The following is a 17,765-nucleotide window of genomic DNA, read 5'->3' on the forward strand; positions in this document are numbered from 1 at the left end:
CAGTACTTTATAAAAGGGAGAGAAGAGACCAGATGTGGAATGCAGAGGGAACTTCTCTCCCTTTTTTAAAAATGTTGAAGGAGGAAATCAGAGGATGAAACATGTTTTGTCGCTGGTGCTAGCGTTTGCGATGCTCACAAACGTATTTGCACCTATGATCTACGCGGCTGAATCGGTTCCTCAGAATTCCGCTGGAATCGTTCAGCTCACTGAGGATGAATTGGCTGCGGTTTCGGGAGAAGCGGAAGAGCCTGCCGTGACTGTGGAGCCTACGGTTGAGCCGGAGGAGCCTGTCGCAACTGCGGAGCCCACGGCCGAGCCGGAGGAGCCTGCCGCAACTGCGGAGCCCACGGCCGAGCCGGAGGAGTCTGTCGCAACTGCGGAGCCCACGGTCGAGCCGGAAGAGCCTGCCGCAACTGCGGAGCCCACGGCCGAGCCGGAGGAAGCTGTCGCGACTGCGGAGCCCACGGCCGAGCCGGAAGAGCCTGCCGCGACTGCGGAGCCCACGGCTGAGCCGGAAGAGCCTGTCGCAACTGCGGAGCCTACATCTGAACCGGTGGAGGCAGAGACTGCTCCAAATGCGGCAGTTGTCTTGGATGACAGTGAATTGGACCCGGAGACCACGGCGATTTTCTATGAGGCTTCGGAGCCGGGATGGTATTACGGCAAAGTTCCTGTTGCAAAGAATCCTGGTGGCAGCAAACTCGCAGAAAACTTTGAATTCATACAAGCGGACGGGTTTCATGTCATCTTAACGAAAACCAATGTGGTGGTGATCGATGGGGAGTATTGGCTCTTTGTCCATGCCAACAATGCGTTTGAACCGGCCGAAATTACCTATCGGGATGTTTGGGCGACAGCTGAAGAGGGAATGGATCAAACAGTATCGGTGCCTGCGGCTGTGTGCATCGGTCAACCGGATGAACTGCCTCCGGTTATGCAAACCTCCAACGGCTTTGTTTCCAGTACTATTAAGACCAACATTTCGAAGCTCACAAAATATGATACGGATTACAGCGGAACGATTTCCCTGGATACAGCCGGAGCAAGCCTGCTGTATGTGAGCGGCGAGGGCGGCGTGCAGGTGACACAGCAGCCCAATGAAAATGGTGAATTTACGTTCCGGTTCCCCTCCGGAATCCAGTATGTTCTTCCGAATGAATCTACACCTGCCAGACTGTGGTTCTATGCGGCAGATGCGGACGGTAATATCTACACAAGACCATGGGAACTGAATCTCCAACCGGGAGAACAGGTAAACGTCAATTCGGAGACCACACTGTACTGGCGTGGATTGCTCAGCGAAGAGGGAAGTGCGATTACACCGACCTTGAACGATATGGGTCAATCTATTACCGGCTGGTCCAATATGGGAACGGTTATCCCCGACCAGATTACTGCAAAACTGATGAACAACAATGGGGAGTCGTTGGTGGAGCCGGTTACGGCAACCTACGATGCGCAGCAGGATAAGGTAATCGTTAAGAGCACGGAGATGCCGCAGACAAACGTAGATCAGTGGTACCTGGAGGTATTGGTACCCTGTGAAGAGGGTTATACCCTGCGTTTGGGAACTTATCCGCAAAAAGAACAACTGTATACAGAAATTCACTGGGATGCATTGAGTTTGGGTTTGAAGCAAGGCTCCACCCTGACTGGTAAGGTGTTCCAGCAGAATGAGGAAAACTATCAGTTTGATATTCCGTTTACGCCGGGAGAGGGCTATAGAGCATCTTTGCAGTGCTACGGTTTGTCGATGGATGCAGAAGAAACCGTAGATGACTATCTTGCGGCATCGTTTGATGGCAATACCGGCAAGGTCACGGTTACAGTACTGAAAGATCTGAAACTCTATTCCACCAACAGCACATTCAACCTGACAGTAGAAGGCGATTTTGCATACACCTATGCGATGAGCGGCAGCATTGGTGCCCCCACTGCATATTGGGAAGGTGGTTCTCCGGAGTGGAATCAACTGCTCTCCAGTGAAGGCGTTCAGGTGAATGTATATTGTTATAATTCCCCCAGCAACGTGGATGGCTGGTCTAACATGGGCACCATCACGGGGGAGCCGATTGTAACGCTTACCCAGTCGAACGGTGGTGAGAGCACGGATTATTCGGATCTGCTCACTGCTTATTATGACGAAGCGGCTGACCGCGTTGTGCTCAAGCTGGCACAGTTGCCGGAAGATATGTCGGGGTATTGGAACCTTGCAATCACCATGCCATACGAAGGCTATGAGATCCGTGTGCAAAGTCAAATTCAACAATCTTACCGGACAGTTCGGATTGTTCCAGACAGCGGATTGCTAAGCCTGGGTACAACAGCAGGCAGTAAGATGGCTGGAACGATTGAGGTGTATGATGAAAGCGGGAAATATTTCCCGATGCAGTCTGAGCTCGCTTGGAATGTTACCATTTCCGGAAGCGGAATCACGCTGGCCAGTGGGGAACAGATCAGTGATTATGTGAATGTAACGCTGGAGCCTTCTACCGGAAAGTTGACTGCGGAAGTATTGAAGGATCTGGAATGTTCGCAAAACGCTTCCATTAAAGTGAATGCCGAATCTGCAACCGAGCGTTTCAGCACATCGTTCTCTGTGGGAATACCTGAACTTGATCTTGAATTCAGGCAGAATGGTGGACATGCATATTCTCTGGAGCTTCGCGAAGGAGAGGAATATGAGCTGGAAGTTGGTACAACCAGCCTGGGCAACTATCAAGGTCTGGATTCTCTTGGCCTGAAATATGAGGCAGTGATTTATCGTGGCAATAAGGCAGACGGCAACTATCCTTCGGAAGAATTTATTGATGCCGCTGATTACATCACTCTGACGCAGACCAATGGCAAAATCCGGATTTCTATTGATAAAATGCCCCCGCTCTATGATTATGAAAATGAGCAGGAGTACAAGTATCTGCTGGGAATCCGTTCGGTCAACAATGATTTTACGGTTTCCGAGTACAGCGGAGTCCATTTTGAAACGGGCTGGAATCCAGTACAGCTGATTCTTTTGAAAGATGGCAGCACGTTGGTGGATACCTTACCGATCAAGCAGGGAGAGTACACCTATGCACTGAAAGCGGAACAGAATGGTAACAGTGTGGACCTTTCTGAAGTCGGTATAAACTGGAAAGTGACAACCAATACTTTCTATTTGGATGGAAAGATGGTTGCTGCGGCGGACTACGAGATTCGCTTGGATCTGGAAAAGATGACCATGACCTACACGCTGAAGCGTGATCTGGAGGGTGTTTCCGGAAATGTGCAGCTGCAGGGTTATTTGGGAGATACCACCTATTTCAGCTCTTCTTGGAGTGCGGGCTTGCAGAATTTGAATTTGTCGTTCTATGACTTGAACGGCGGCGAGTCGGTAGGTGGATACAGCTACGATTTCAATGAAGAGAAAACCCAGTTCCGGATCATTGCAAAGAACAGCAGGGGCGTACTGGTGCCGGACAGCAAACTGAGTGATGCCAACTACACGATTGTAGCGGTGGAAGATAATCTGGAAGTGCCTTTGCAGGAAAGTCAGTACTTCAATGCATCGATCCAGAATCATATGCTCCGTGTGGAAGTGAAAAAGGCGCCTCCAAAGAACTATGGATATGGAATCAAGGTTCTGTATCAGGATGATGTTTATAAGGCAGAAGACCAGATTACTTACCGAACGGATTCTTCTTCCAAGTACTATAACCTCCGGCTGATTGACCTGAGCACAGGAGAGAATACCTATAACATACCCATCGGCACACCTGGTTTGCAAAAAAGCTATCGTGTGCTGGACAACCAGACACAGCAGAAACTCAGTGATGTGATTGGGCCTGATCTGCTTGGTTTGGAGATCGAGGCATCCAATGGTATGGATGTTTCTCCGTATGTGGAATGTCAGTATGACGTGAAGACCAGTACCCTGACGCTCATCTGGAAGGATAGCAATCTGCCCATTCGCACTGAAAATGGGGGAGAGCTCCGTTACAGTCTGACAGAAGTTATGACCCCGGAAACGCAGGGGTCGGTATCGATTTATGCGGAACTGTTCCGTGCATACCTCTCGCTGAACATTCCCCAGCGAATGGCTCTGGGTACAAAGCGGGTTTGTGTATCCCGTGAATACCAGATCGATCCCGATGTTTTGTATAAGGTAACCACAGAATCTGGCATGTCGGTAGAGAAGGAGCCCATATCCGTTGAAGTTACGGAAGAGGGTGCGCTTCAGCTGACAGTAGCTCCGGATGCGAAAACTGGTGCCTATAAACTGAATATCATTGGCACAGTAGATGGCGGGAAATATCAGTTTAATCACACCAGCACCATCGAAATTGCAGAGACTGGCAGTGAGGTCCCAGGGTTTGCCTACCGGCTGGAGACGACGGATGCAGCAATCTATGGTGATGACAACCAGTACGAAGACGGGGACAGAGTTTATATTCCTTTGCAGAGCAAAGAGGCCAAAACGACGATTACTCCGGTCGATAACAGTGAGGTTGCCGATCTGCAGATCTCAGGTCTCACGCTTGGTACGGCAGAAAAAACAGCAAGTGGTATTGTAGTTTCCTGGAATGGCGTCAAGGGAACCGACAATATTGTGCTGACGGCATCGATGAAGGATGGAAGTCAAATTCAAACACATATTACAATCGAGTGCAACATCGATGGTGAACTGCTGATGTATGATTCGCCTTCCTTTGTTCGGATGGGAAGCAGTGTTTGGATTGTTGGCAAGCAGTATCGAGTCTATCCGCTGGTGGATGGAATGACCCTGAAAGATCGGGGCTATACGCTGAAATACGCAGAGATTCTGGACGAAACTTATTATCGTGTGGAAGAGGTATACGCAGACGGAAGCATTGTGATTGTTCCGGTGAAGACACGCAATTCCGACCAGGGGGCCTATGCGATGATGGAAATGGTCTATCTGGATGAAAATGGAATTGAGCGGAGCACGAGTATTTCGCTGTCGTATGGTACAATTGTAACTCAGGGCAACCGAATCAACTTCGAGTCCGAGGATGGATCGGTGGTTACTGAGGTTCGTATGGCACCTGGAGATTCGACGACGCTGCAGCTTAGCGATACCGATATCAAGACGGTTGAATATGGAGCAAATGTGACCGATTCGCTGTCCTGGACTGCAGATCCCAACAATCCGGGTGTGGTCACATTGACCATGAATCACTCGACGGCATACAATGATGTGTACTTCTATGCAACTGTTACCCGAGCGGATGGAACACAAACCTCGGCGTACACGGTAGTCAACTATCAGAGTCAATATAATCCTGGAAAGCTGCCCGATGATTCTCGGATCTGTTTCGGTAGCAAGGGAGAAGATGGCGCCTACGATAGCTGGACTGGAAGTACGTACCAGAAGAGAGAGGGCGTCTATACCGGCAAGCTTTATGTGTTCTACAAGGATAGCGGCGAAAATGTTTCGGAAACCAATGAGCTGGTTGAATCCATGAAGATCACGTCGGGCAGCGATTCGGTGACGATCCTGCGTCAGGGCCTTGAAAACGGAATGACCTTCTTCGAGTATCAGGTTGATCTGAGCCAGTATGTGGAGGCCAAAATTTTTGCAACAGCAACATTGACGAATGGAGCAACCTGTGAGGCTGTTTACACGATCAATGTGATTGAGGCTCCTGCTGGTAATCAGGTGACGGTGAAAAATGCCCAGGAGCTGAATCAGGTGTTGAATAGCGCTACTCTGCTGCCGGGCACTATGATCCGCCTGGAAACTGGCGATTACGAAGGTGACTTTGTCTGTGAGGTTCCCTGCACGATCAGTGGTAATTCCAATCAGGTCAATCTGGTGGGTACCATGAAATGCCTTGCCTCGCCCGTCACGGTTTCTCAAATTCACTTTGTTGGAAGTGGACAGGAAATCGGCCTTTACGCAGCGCACAATATTGGACTCTGCAGTTTCAGTGGTTATCAGACGGCAGTGGCGATGGATCCCCGGCAGAATAGTTCCTATTCTTCCTACAGCATTATGAGTGATACGTTTGAAAATAACGGCACTGCCATTCGCTTCCTGAACAAAGAATGGTATACCACGCTCAATGGCTGCCGTTTTATCAACAATGATGTTGCAGTGGAATTCGATTCGGGCTGCGTGATTGATGGCGAATATTCGCTGGCGTATGATTGTGTAACGTCGAGAGGGCGGATGAATCGCAACGTATTCTACCTGGATGAAGGGCAGTATATGATTGTGAATAACGCCAGCAACGGCGCAACTGCAAACTTTACCTACAACTATGTCAAATACACCGATGCTGAAGGTACAGTAACAGAGCAGCCGACGGCAGCAATGGTCAAGGGCCCGGTACTCTATAGCCCGTACTATGTATCGGAGAACTTTGACGGGGTAGAGACCGATGAGTCTCTGGAAGATGTTGTGGATGAGAACGGAAACAGCTCGCTGACCCTTGTGGGGGCTCAGGGCAGCTCCGATCCCAACACAGCAGACAGCTCGCTTCAGTTGAGCGGCAGCAAGTTCGAGGAGCTGCGTGATTCTGACGCGGTCAAGTCCATGGAAGTGACGGTTAAGAGCACCAGCGGCGAAACCGACATCATCTGGACTTTTGATGATAATGAACTGCGGGAAGACTACGACGGTTCCAGTGTAAATCTGGGCGTGGCATTTACTTTCACTGATTTTGAGTACGATATGGTCAACAATATCGTGAAAAAGTCTACCGAAAGCACAGAGAAGGACCCTGTGACAGGCGAGTACATCTCGGAAACCATGGAGAGCATCGCCTATCAGGCCATGTGCTTCAGCCACAGTGGTCCGTTGCCCGGAACGGCTACCGTAAAGGTTCGTATGAACGAAAGCCTAATGGAATATTACTTGACCCATGGCAACAGCCTGGAGGGCTTCAAGGTTTACTATCTGAATACCGAAACTGGCAAGCTGGAAAAGATGGACAAAACGCTTGAGGTGACGGTGGAAGATGGTGTATACTTCTATCAGCTGGACATTGATCATTGCTCGAGCTATATTCTGACCGATGAAGAACTGAAAGAAGACATTTCCGGTTTCCTGAAGATTATGCTGGGAGACGACGCATATCAGCTGGTTGATAATATGCTCAGCCGTCTGCCTGAAAAAGCAACGATTGCCGAAGTCCTGTCTCATCTGACGGGCGGTACCCTGACAGTGCTGAACCAGTCCGGTGAAAGGGTTGGTGAAAACGCCACGATTGCCACCGGTTATACCATTGGCTTGGGCGACGGTAAAGTCGGTCAGATCACAGCGGTTGTACACGGCGATGTGGATGGTAATGGTTTGATCAATATGGCGGACCTTGTTGCCATACGCAGAGGTGTGATAGGTATGAAAACTCTGGAAGGCGCATATTTGGAAGCTGCGACTCCGGCTAGCAAAAATGATTCTGCCCCGCAGTTGTCGGATATGGTTCGCCTGCGCAGATACATACTGGGTCTGACGACAAGCGTTTTCTAATGCTCTGACCGATTAGTTGTGTAAAAGCAGCCGAATAAAACGGCAGGAGGCCCGGCGAATAGTTTGCCGGGCCTCTTTTCGCAGAAAGGGGAGCTTATGAAAAAAGTTTTTGTATGCGCGGTGATTGCGCTGGCGGCACTCTGGTGCGGTATAGGCGCAAGTGCTGCAGAATCCACTGCCCAATTTTCTGCAACAGGCCCTCTAAAAGTGGCAACTGGCGAAGGGTTTGATGTGGTAATATCCTGTATAACAACAGATACACCTACTGCCGGTGTGTTGTTCACCTTGGAAATTCCGGAAAATTATGTATTGCAGGATGTGAAACCTGGCGAAGGAATCGAACGATCGGAATTCTCTTACAGCTCTTCGGGCAGTGAACTGATACTAATGTATTTGGATGACCAGGGAGGAGAAGGTGGTTTGCAGGGAGGAGAAGAGCTTGCAGTAATCACACTTGCGGCAAGAGAGGCTGATGAAGGAGCGCCGCTGGTGTGTATGGAGGTGGATGCAAGCGCAGTAACGGTAGGTGGAGACGTGATTTCTCAGGCCGGAACACTTGAGGTTGCGAAGGTTTCCGTGGAGGGAAGTGCGGTCTCCTTGCCGGAAGCTCCTCCCAGTGCAATGGAAGAGGGGGAACAAAAGGACGACCTGCTTCAGGGGGCAACTGGTTCTTCTGAAGTGGCCACGGTGGAAGAGGCTTTGAAGGGGGAAACTCCGGCAGCTTCTTCCCAACAATCTGAACCCAACGAGGAAAAAGCGGAAATCATTACCGATGCAAACGGAAACCGAGTGCAGGTGATCACGGATGGTACGTCCCAAGAGGTAAACGATATTACCGAGCAGGTCTTGGGTGGAAAACCTGCTACCGCACCGCAGAACGCTGAAGAAATGAAACCTCAGGCAAAGATACCGTGGGGATATGTGGCAGTTGCGGGTGTTGTTACGGCTTGTGTGGGTGCTGGCGTTTTTGTTTGGAGAAAAAAACGCAGGTGATTTTGGCTGGTCTGTAAAACAATAATAAAACAGGGTGCCGCCATCTATGGCAGCACCCTGTTTCATTTTATATAGAGTTTTCAGAAAAGAGAATGAAGGGAGCATCTGATGAGGATAAATTGGTGTGCATTGATTTACCGCAATTGCAGCAAAGCGATGGATTCACAATGCTCTGTGTGGGGGAACAGGTCCACAGGCTGGATGAAGGTTGCTTTCCAGCCGCGGGCGGTCAGGTATTCCAGATCCCGGCGCTGCGTTTCCGGGTTGCAGGAGATGTATACCACCCGCTCGGGGGCCAGCTGACAGACCGCCTGCAAAAACTCCGGGGTACTGCCTGCACGGGGCGGGTCCAGAATGACCACATCCATCCGCTCGCCCTGCTGGGCCATGCGCTGGATGGCGCTGGTGGCGTCCGCGCAGAGGAAGCGGGCGTTGGCAATGCCGTTGGCCCTAGCGTTCTGAACGGCGCAGTTCACTGCGCTGCGGTTCAGCTCCACGCCCAGCACCGACTTTGCCTTACCAGCGCAGGAAAGGCCGATGGTGCCCACGCCGCAGTAGGCGTCCAGCACGGTCTGACTGCCGTTTAACCCGGCGGCTTCGATGGCCGTCTGGTATAGCCGCTCGGTCTGTACCGGATTTACCTGATAGAAGCTGGCGGCGGAAAGCCGGAATGTTACCCCACACAGGGTATCTTCAATGTACCCCTTGCCGTACAGCAGCTTTTCGACGCTGCCCAGCACCGCGCTGGAATGGCGGGGGTTGATGTTCTGCACCACGGTGCTCACCGCCGGGCACAGCTGGCGCAGCTTGGTTACAAAGGCTTTGGAACCGGGCAGAGCCGTCTGAGCGGTGACCAGGCAGACCAGCACCTGACCGGTGGCGCGGCTGTGGCGCACCAGTACATGGCGGATCAGGCCGGTACGACGATCCTCGTTGAAGGGTTCGTAACGACAGGCGGCAGCAGCGGCACGCACCGCTGCAATGGCCTCGTCCAGTGCAGGGTTGTGCAGCAGGCATTCCTCCACCGGAATCACCCGGTGGGTGCCCTGGGCATAGATGCCGCTTTGCAGGCTGCGGCTCGGGCCGGTGCAGAAGGTGGACACCGCCTTGTTCCGGTAGTGCCAGGGGTCCTCCATGCCCAGAATGGGCCGGACGGTTCCGAACTTGCCCAGCAGTTTTTCCGTATCCTTCTGCTTTTTTGCCAGCTGCTCCGCGTAGGGCAAACCAAGCAGCGGGCAGCCGCCACAGCCCTTTTTGCGGCAGGAACAGGTGTTTTTCATGGTGTTCAATCTCCTCCGGAGCACTTGGCCGCATCAATGGCCAGCACGATCATCAGGCACAGCAGGGCGTCCTCGTCCCGCTCAATGTCCATTACATAGGTATCGGTCCAGTGGAACAGCTCCTTGCTGGCGGTCATCACGGTGCGGCCCTGGCCGTCGGTTACCTGATAGTCCCATTCCAGCCAGTCGCCGCTCACCTGCCAGTCCCGGCAGTCCAGCGTGAATCTGGGTTTGAAAAAGGTGAGTTCCTTTTTGATCTGGCCGATGTACTCCTCACCCAGATACAGCGCGAACCGGGGCAGGAAGGTGAGCACCTCCTCTTTTACGGTGCCCAGATGGCGGCCGGAAGGGTCCAGGACTTCCAGTTTGTGGCCCCAGGCCAGCTTGCCCTCCACGGTAAAGGCGGTCTCGCCATATTCGTTGTAGATATCGTAGCTGTCCAGCCAGGAGAACAGGCGCTGTTTGAAGAGCAGTTTCATAACGGGCGATCCCTCCTTCTTGTGTTTGGATCAGCCGATGCCGCCGTATGCAAAGCCCAGCAGCAGCACCAGCACGGTGAGAGGAACGTATACAAACTTGGCCACCTTGCCGAAGATCTCGGGCAGGGGCTTGCCGCGGCCGGTCTCCAGCTCCTGTCGGATGCGGGGCCAGCCCAGCACATAGTAGATGGAGATAGCGCCCAGCACCGCGCCGATGGGTACGATCACGATGGTCACGAAATCCAGCCAGCTGCCCACCACCGGTTCGGCTTCCAGAAAAACGCCTACGCCGAAGGTGAGTCCCCCGCACAGGGCCACCGCGATGCGGCGATCCAGCTGAAAACGGTTCTGCCAGCTTTCAATCACCGCTTCGAACATGTTGATCAGCGAGGTGATGCCTGCGAAGGCCACCGAAATGAAGAAGAACACGGCAAACACACGGCCCAGCGGCATGCGCTGGAACACGGTGGGCAGGGCGATGAACATCAGCGAAGGACCACGGGTCACATCCACCCCGAAAGCAAACACTGCGGGCATGATGGCAAGACCGCTGAGCAGGGCAGCAATGGTATCAAAAAAAGCGGTGCGCAGCGAGGCTTGGGGAATGTCTGCCTCCTTGCCCAGATATGCGCCGTACACGATCATGCCGGATCCGGTGATGGACAGCGAGAAGAAGGCCTGGCCCATGGCCATGACCCAGGTGTCCACGTTCAGCAGGGCCTCCCACTTGGGAACAAACAGAAAGCGGTAGCCCTCGGCAGCGCCGGGCAGGAAGGCCACCCAGATGGCTAGTGCAAGGAAGAGTACGAAAAACAGGGGCATGAGCACCTTGCTCACCTTTTCAATACCCCGGGCCACGCCCAGCAGCATTACCACCGAAACCAGAAGCACGATAGCTGCATGCCAGCCCACGCTGCCGAAGCTGCCGGTGGCCTGATGGAAAAAGGTTTCCGGGTCACAGGTAAGTAGAGTGCCGGTAACCGAACCGGCCAGACTGCGCAGCACCCAGCCCAGAATAACCGCGTAGCCGATGGCAATGCCCAGCGAACCCAGCAGGGGAATCCAGCTGAGGACAGAGCCGACCGTCTTTTTGCCCCGGGAACCGAAGCAGTATTCGTATGCGCCGATGGTGCCGGTGCGGGCCAGACGGCCCACGCCGAACTCAGCGGAAAGACCCACCCAGCCGAACAGGAAGGTGAACAGCAGGTAGGGGATCAGAAAGGCGGCGCCGCCGTACTGCCCCACCCGATAGGGGAACATCCAGATGTTGCCCAGGCCCACTGCGGAGCCCACGCAGGCGATCACAAAGCCGATGGAAGAACTGAAGCCCCCGTTTTTATGGCGGGGGGAGTTGTTTTGACGCATGATTGACCTCACTTTCCGGCCGGATGGCCGGGGATACTGGGCTTTATTGTATCATATTGGCGCGCCAGAATCCAGCACAGCAGCGGGTTTTGTGAAAACCATGTGCGCAAATTCGACGGAAAATATCCTCACACAGTGGGGAAAAACAGGCAAAGCGGTGGAATCTTCCGGCGGGCAGCTAAAATTCTTGCGCACGCAAACAGTTCGACGTATAATATTATTTGAGAAAATCAGATAAAAGGAGCGAAAAAGCACCATGAAGCTCATTAAATGGATCTCGGTCACCGACCGGTACAACAAGATCCATCTGGACCGGATGCTCGCCCCCTTTGGGCTGAACAGCAGCCAGCACATGTATGTGCTGCGTATCTGCGAGGTGCCGGGCATCACCCAGGATCAGTTCAACAGCCTGTTTTACATCAATCCCAGCAACATCACCCGCTCGGTGGCCGCGCTGGAAAAGATGGGCTATCTGGAGCGGCGGCCCAACGAGAAGGATAAGCGAACCTGCTGCCTGTATCCCACCGAAAAGGCGAAGGCGGCCTATCAGCCCCTGCGCCAGATCTGCGAGGACTGGAACCGACGCATCACCGGCGGGCTCACCGAGGAGGAGCGCGCCCAGTTTATGCGTCTGCTGGAAAAGGTGGGTGAAGCTGCGGTGGAGCAGAACCGGCTGGAGCTGGAAGAGCTGAACAGTGCAAAGGAGGAATAAAGCAATGGCACAAAAACCGGAACAGGGGGCAAATCCTCTGGGCTATGAACCGCTGCCTAAGCTGTTGCGGGGTTATGCGATCCCCAGCGTGATCGCCATGCTGGTGAGCTCGCTTTATAATATTGTGGATCAGATCTTTATTGGTCAGGGTGTGGGCTATCTGGGCAATGCAGCCACCAATGTGGCCTATCCGCTCACCACCATCTGTCTGTCCATCGCGCTTCTGATTGGTATCGGAAGTGCCTCCCGTTTCTCGCTGGAGCTGGGAGCCGGGCACAGGGAAAACGCGGAAAAGGCAGTGGGAACCGCCATCACCATGATGTTCACCCTGGGCATCGTATATGTAGTGATTATCCAGTTGTTTCTGCATCCGCTGCTGCGGGCCTTTGGCGCCACCACAGAGGTGATGCCCTATGCGGAAAGCTACACCCGCATTACTGCTCTTGGCATGCCGCTGTTGATTGTGACCAATGCCATGAGCAATCTGGCCCGGGCGGATGGCAGCCCCAAATATTCCATGACCTGTATGCTGGTGGGCGCCATCACCAACACCATTCTGGATCCAATCTTCATCTTTGTGTTCCGGATGGGTGTGGCAGGCGCGGCCTGGGCTACCGTGATTGGCCAGCTTCTTTCCTTCCTGATGGCCCTCAATTACGCCCGGTGCTTCCGCCACATCCATCTGCAGCCCCATCACTTCGGCTACCGTTTGCGGGAGTGGGGCCAGATTGCAAGTCTGGGTATGAGCAACAGTCTGAACCAGGTGGCCATCACCTTTGTGCAGATTGTGCTGAACAACTCGCTCACCTTCTACGGGGCACAGTCGGAATACGGCAGCTCCATCCCGCTGGCGGCCTGCGGCATCGTGATCAAGACCAACGCAATTCTGCTGTCCATCATCATCGGTATCTCCCAGGGCTCCCAGCCCATTGTGGGCTTTAACTACGGCGCAAAGCAGTATGCCCGGGTACGTGGTATTTACAAGCTGGCCATCAGCTGCAATCTGGTGGTATCCGCCATCGGATTTGTGCTGTTTCAGGTATTCCCGCGGCAGATCATCTCCATTTTCGGTACCGGTGACGTATTGTATTTTGAGTTTGCCGTTCGTTTCATGCGTATCTTCCTGTTTATGGTGCTGGTAAACGGTGTGCAGCTGATCTCCTCCAACTTCTTTGCGGCCATTGGAAAGCCCATCAAGGGTGTGATTCTGTCGCTTACCCGGCAGGTGTTCTTCCTGGTACCTCTTCTGCTGATTATGCCCCTGTTCATGGGCATTGACGGCATTCTGTTTGCCGGCCCCATTGCGGATGGTGTGGCTTTTGTGACCACCACCATCCTGATTCGCCGGGAAATGAACCACATTCGCCAGCTGGAGCAGCAGGCGACGCAGGGCAATTCCTGATCCCTGTATTAGTAAAAAAGCCGCTGCCTTTCCTCCGAAAAAGGAAGGGCAGCGGCTTTTTTTGTTTGGGTTACAGCTCCAGTGCTTCACCGGATACATCGTTCCGGGCGACACGGGCGGCGGCGATTTCGCCCAGCAGGGCATTCTCGGTGTCTGCGAAGAGCAGGTCCTTGTTGTGGGCAAAGTAGGCTTCGCAGCCAAAGGTTTCGATGTACCAGGAGGTGTAGAAGCCCGCGGTGAGCTCGGTGGCGAAGATCACCAGCTCCTGGCTGCCGGGCAGGCTTTCGTCCAGAAAGGCGAAAGCGTTCGCCAGATAGCTCCCGGTCTCATCGGCAGCAGCAGCCCGCTGGTTCAGCGTTTCGGCAAACAGCTCCTTCAGCCGGTCGAAGGGCTCGGCGGGGGCCTCCAGCTCCAGCGTGTGCAGGTAGCCTTCCAGTGTGCGGGCTGCCTGATTCAGCAGCTGCATGCCCTGCCGGTCGGCGCTTCCCGCTTCCTTTTTGGCGGCGATCTGCCGATCCAGCCCCGCCAGCTCGTTGGTCAGAATCTGGACGGCGGGAGTCTGACCCAGCGCGGCTTTTACCCGCAGCAGGCTTTCATGCAGCAGGCCCGCCAGCTGATCCAGCTGCCAGGCAGTGCGGGCACTTTCGTTCAGGCGGGAGAGTACCAGCCCCAGCACGCTGAGTTTTTCGTCAAAAGGCGCGGCGGCCAGCTCTCGGGCTCGCAGGGGCTCCCAGCTGCTGTTCAGAATCTCCTCCACCCGGTAGACCCGGCGGTATTTGGCGTACAGCTCCAGATAGTTGGCAAAGTCCTTGGCGATGGCGGGCATCTGCAGATACTGGCCAACCACCTCCCGGTCAGCGGTAAGACCCAGGGCTTCATAAGTATGCAGAATTTCGGAAAGATCCTCCCAGCCGCGGGCGGTGACGAACTGCATGCCCTCCGGCCCGGCTTCCACTTTGTAGAAGTGGTCCTTGCGGATGTCCAGATAGGAGAGAATGGCCCCATGAATGCCCCGGCGCAGGGCGTATTCCTTCCATGCGGCATAGTCTTCCTTCACGTCAATGCGCTTGACCCGGTCCAGTGTTACCACGTCGAACTCCCGCACCGATTTGTTATACTCCGGCGGGTTGCCCGCGGCGGCGATGATCCAGCCTTCCGGCAGCCGCTGGTTGCCGAAGGTTTTGCACTGCAAAAATTGCAGCATCATGGGGGCCAGCGTTTCCGAGATGCAGTTCACCTCGTCCAGAAAGAGGATGCCCTCCCTGCGGCCGCTTCGCTCCATGGCCTGCCATACCGCCGCCAGAATCTCGCTCATGGTGTACTCGGTTACGGCGTATTCCTTCCCGCCGAAGTTGCGGTGCTCGATGAAGGGCAGGCCCAGCGCGCTCTGGCGGGTGTGGTGGGTGATGGTGTAGGCCACCAGATCAATGTCCAGCTCATTCGCGATCTGTTCCATGATCTGGGTTTTGCCGATGCCCGGAGGGCCCATCAGCAGAATGGGCCGCTGGCGCACGGCGGGAATGCGATAGGCGCCGAATTCGTCCTTGGCCAGGTAGGCGCGCACCGTGTTGATGATTTCCTGTTTGGCTCGTTTGATGTTCATAGCATTATGCTCCTTGTGTGGGCTGGATGGTGGCTTCGGTGAGCTCGTCCTCGTCGATCAGCAGGCGGATGCCCCAGGGTGGCACCCGTTCCGGGTTCCCCTGGCCTGCCAGCATCACGAACACCGCGTCGTAGGGCGGACGTTTGGCGGGGTAAACGCCCAGACCGTCGGTGAAATACAAAATTCCTTTCAGGTGGCGGAAGGCGCCCTCCTCCCGCAGCTTGTTCACATGCGCGAATACCGGGCGGAAGTCGGTGGCGCTTTGGCCGATCAGCTCAAAATGCTCCATATAATCCGCCAGCTCCTCGGCGCTGGTGATGATTTTGTCTGCCCGCAGCTGGTCGTCGCATTGGAGAATGCGCAGCTGAAAGCGGCGGAAGAAGCTCTCAGTATTTTTCAAAATAGCGTAGGTATAGGAAAGAAAGCTGCGCACCAGCGCGCCGGAGGTGGACATGGAGGTATCAATGGCGATCACCAGATCCTCAATCCGCCGTGCCTCCCGGGTTTCCAGCGGTTCGATCAGCGGCATGTTGCCGTAGCGGCGCAGGCCGTAGGTGTAGTAGCCGTAGTCGAAGGAATCCACATCCACGCTCATCTCTTCGCCCAGCACCGCGAACCGGTGCAGAAAGGCCTTATAGTTGGCGGTGGGGCGGTTTTCCACCCGCAGCCGTTCCAATACCGCGTCGCCGCCTGCGCCCGCCTCGGTGTACATGGTTTCCAGCTGGGTCTGGATGCGCTCGGCAATGTTCTGCCACTGGCTGGATGCGTTCTGCTCCTGCTCGTCGTTCTGCGCCCGCTCCCACAGCCGGTGATCATCCTCCAGAAACTCCCGTGCAAGGGTGGCTCTGTCCATTTCGTCCAGCGGATGGCGGCGGAAGTACCGGTAGACGGCCTCAGCGGTGATCACCTTCATCTCCGCCTGCAAAAGACCGTACCAGTGGGCCCGGCGGGGCCGGGGTGTGGCCGGGGTCAGGCAGCGCTGGGGCAGGGAGTCCAGAATGGACTCCACCGCGATGTCGCAGGCAAGATCCCACAGTTCGCCGTCCCGCCCGGCCTTTTTGGGCGGGTGACGCAGCATGCAGTGCAGCAGGCTGTGCAGATAAGCCCGGCAGACCAGGCTGCGGGCCCGCTCGTACCGCTGGGCCAGCCAGGCTCCGTTGTAATAAAGACCGGTGCCATCGGTGGCAAGGCTCTGGGTGGGTTCGCGGGTGCTCAGCGGCAGGCTGCAAAGCGCCGCATCCAGAAAGGGCAGGTTCAGATACAGCTCGCTGCGGGCTGCGATCAGAATTTTCTGGCCAATCTCCGGCCAGGGGTCATGTCGTTGTTCTTGTTGCATCATAAAGTGCCTCACAGGTCAAAGGATCGGGCACGGGGCGCGCCGAACCGCCGGTTCTGGTATTCCAGCAGAAGGCCCAGAGCCTCGGTGCGGCGGGCGGTGCGGGCCATCTCGCAGCCCTCGGCCAGCGCCGGCCGGCCCAGCAGATCCAGACTCAGCAAAAAGGAGAGGGGAGCGGTGTCCGCCTCGGTCAGCACCAGCTCCAGCACCTGTTCGGTGTGCTGTTCCAAACAGGAAAGATAGGCCGTGCGGGCAGTTTCGCTCAGCTGCACCGGAAAGCGCAGCCGGTCCATCGCCATGCGCACCGCCAGCGAAAATTCGTGGGTGCGCAGCAAAAGATCCAGCGAAGCGTCGTACTGGTCATAACGGAAACAGTGACCATCAAAGCTCTGGCGGCACAGGTAACCCACGCCCCGGATGTTGTAATGGAAGATGTGGGGGGCGGCCATCTCCTCGTAGTCCTCGTCGTAGGCGGGGAAAAACAGCCGGCACTCCGGCCCGGCGGCGGGGGCAAAGCACAGCTCCAGCTCGCCGGAATACTCCTGCAGCAGTCCCCGCAGGCAGCGGCATTCCTCCGCCGGTGCGGTCAGGGTCATCCGCCGCAACGAAAAGCAGTTCATGAAAGCGTCGGTGCCTACGGTCTGCAAATGGCCGCCGATCTCCAGCGCCTCCAGCCCGGTGCAGCCGTAAAAGGCATAGTTGCCCAGAGAGAGGGCCTTTTGGGGCAGGCGTACCATCCGCAGGGCCGCCGCATCATGGGCGGGAAGTTCCTCACCGCCGCTGGTCAGGCGCAGCGTAAAAGCTCCCTCCGGCAGCTGCTTTGGTTCTCTGGCACTGAAAACGTAATCCCCCAGGCGGATGATGGGCAGGCCGTCCAGCTCATCCGGCAAAAGCAGCTGGGGAGCGCTGGTTTCGCAGCGCAGCAGGGCAACGCCGCCCGCCTCCCGGCAGCAGGTGAGCAGCGCGTCGCATTCAGCGGGCACAGAACGCATGGATACAGACTCCTTTGTTTCAGATTCATCCCGGGCAAACCACTCGGGAAATGGTTGTTTATATTATACCACATTGGTGGAGAAAGACAACGGCATGGGCGCAAAAAAGCCCCGCATCCGGCTTGG

General features: G+C 55.1%; 11 protein-coding genes. 5 read left to right on the top strand and 6 right to left on the bottom strand.

The window, feature by feature from the left end:
• The first annotated feature begins 94 nt into the window (after positions 1-94).
• Both EDD77_RS04385 and EDD77_RS04390 read left to right on the top strand, forming a co-directional pair.
• Positions 95-7,477 (top strand): dockerin type I repeat-containing protein, encoded by a 7,383-nt coding sequence (locus tag EDD77_RS04385; protein ID WP_058966801.1) that lies wholly within the window; start codon positions 95-97, stop codon positions 7,475-7,477.
• A 96-nt stretch (positions 7,478-7,573) separates the two neighbouring features.
• Complete coding sequence (locus tag EDD77_RS04390; protein ID WP_132587317.1) at positions 7,574-8,470, top strand: hypothetical protein; 897 nt, start codon at positions 7,574-7,576, stop codon at positions 8,468-8,470.
• Positions 8,471-8,604: 134 nt separating this feature from the next.
• On the opposite strand, the gene rlmD is transcribed toward EDD77_RS04390, so the two are convergent.
• From rlmD to EDD77_RS04405, 3 genes are read right to left on the bottom strand one after another with little or no spacing between them, the layout of a single operon-like run.
• Positions 8,605-9,750, bottom strand: coding sequence for a 23S rRNA (uracil(1939)-C(5))-methyltransferase RlmD (rlmD, locus tag EDD77_RS04395; protein WP_058966797.1), 1,146 nt, complete (start codon positions 9,748-9,750; stop codon positions 8,605-8,607).
• Between the two features lie 5 nt (positions 9,751-9,755).
• The gene (locus EDD77_RS04400; RefSeq protein ID WP_058966795.1) at positions 9,756-10,229 is read right to left on the bottom strand and encodes an LURP-one-related/scramblase family protein; all 474 of its coding nucleotides are present in this window, start codon (positions 10,227-10,229) and stop codon (positions 9,756-9,758) included.
• Positions 10,230-10,259: 30 nt separating this feature from the next.
• Entirely contained in the window at positions 10,260-11,594 is a 1,335-nt protein-coding gene (locus EDD77_RS04405) for a sodium-dependent transporter (protein WP_058966794.1), read from the bottom strand.
• Between EDD77_RS04405 and EDD77_RS04410 the strand changes: the two genes are divergently transcribed.
• Genes EDD77_RS04410 through EDD77_RS04420 form a run of 3 tightly spaced genes read left to right on the top strand, consistent with a single transcriptional unit; the run spans position 11,593 to position 13,708 of the window.
• Entirely contained in the window at positions 11,593-11,832 is a 240-nt protein-coding gene (locus EDD77_RS04410) for a hypothetical protein (RefSeq protein WP_132587319.1), read from the top strand. The two genes, EDD77_RS04405 and EDD77_RS04410, sit on opposite strands and share 2 nt — an antisense overlap.
• A gap of 18 nt (positions 11,833-11,850) precedes the next feature.
• Positions 11,851-12,306 carry a MarR family winged helix-turn-helix transcriptional regulator gene (locus EDD77_RS04415; protein ID WP_058966792.1) on the top strand — a complete coding sequence of 152 codons (456 nt, stop codon included), beginning with the start codon at positions 11,851-11,853 and terminating at the stop codon, positions 12,304-12,306.
• A 4-nt stretch (positions 12,307-12,310) separates the two neighbouring features.
• Positions 12,311-13,708: an MATE family efflux transporter gene (locus tag EDD77_RS04420; protein WP_058966791.1), complete on the top strand. Its 1,398-nt coding sequence runs from the start codon at positions 12,311-12,313 to the stop codon at positions 13,706-13,708.
• Between the two features lie 70 nt (positions 13,709-13,778).
• Here EDD77_RS04420 and EDD77_RS04425 read toward each other — a convergent pair whose 3' ends face one another.
• The 3 genes from EDD77_RS04425 to EDD77_RS04435 are packed head-to-tail and all read right to left on the bottom strand — an operon-like array spanning position 13,779 to position 17,639.
• Positions 13,779-15,311, bottom strand: coding sequence for an ATP-binding protein (locus EDD77_RS04425; RefSeq protein ID WP_058966789.1), 1,533 nt, complete (start codon positions 15,309-15,311; stop codon positions 13,779-13,781).
• A gap of 4 nt (positions 15,312-15,315) precedes the next feature.
• Positions 15,316-16,650 (bottom strand): vWA domain-containing protein, encoded by a 1,335-nt coding sequence (locus EDD77_RS04430; RefSeq protein ID WP_077138625.1) that lies wholly within the window; start codon positions 16,648-16,650, stop codon positions 15,316-15,318.
• Positions 16,651-16,658: 8 nt separating this feature from the next.
• Positions 16,659-17,639: a leucine-rich repeat protein gene (locus EDD77_RS04435; protein ID WP_058966785.1), complete on the bottom strand. Its 981-nt coding sequence runs from the start codon at positions 17,637-17,639 to the stop codon at positions 16,659-16,661.
• Between the last annotated feature and the right edge of the window lie 126 nt (positions 17,640-17,765).

Origin of the sequence: Allofournierella massiliensis (genome assembly GCF_004345265.1) — a bacterium.
Classification (GTDB): domain Bacteria; phylum Bacillota; class Clostridia; order Oscillospirales; family Ruminococcaceae; genus Allofournierella; species Allofournierella massiliensis.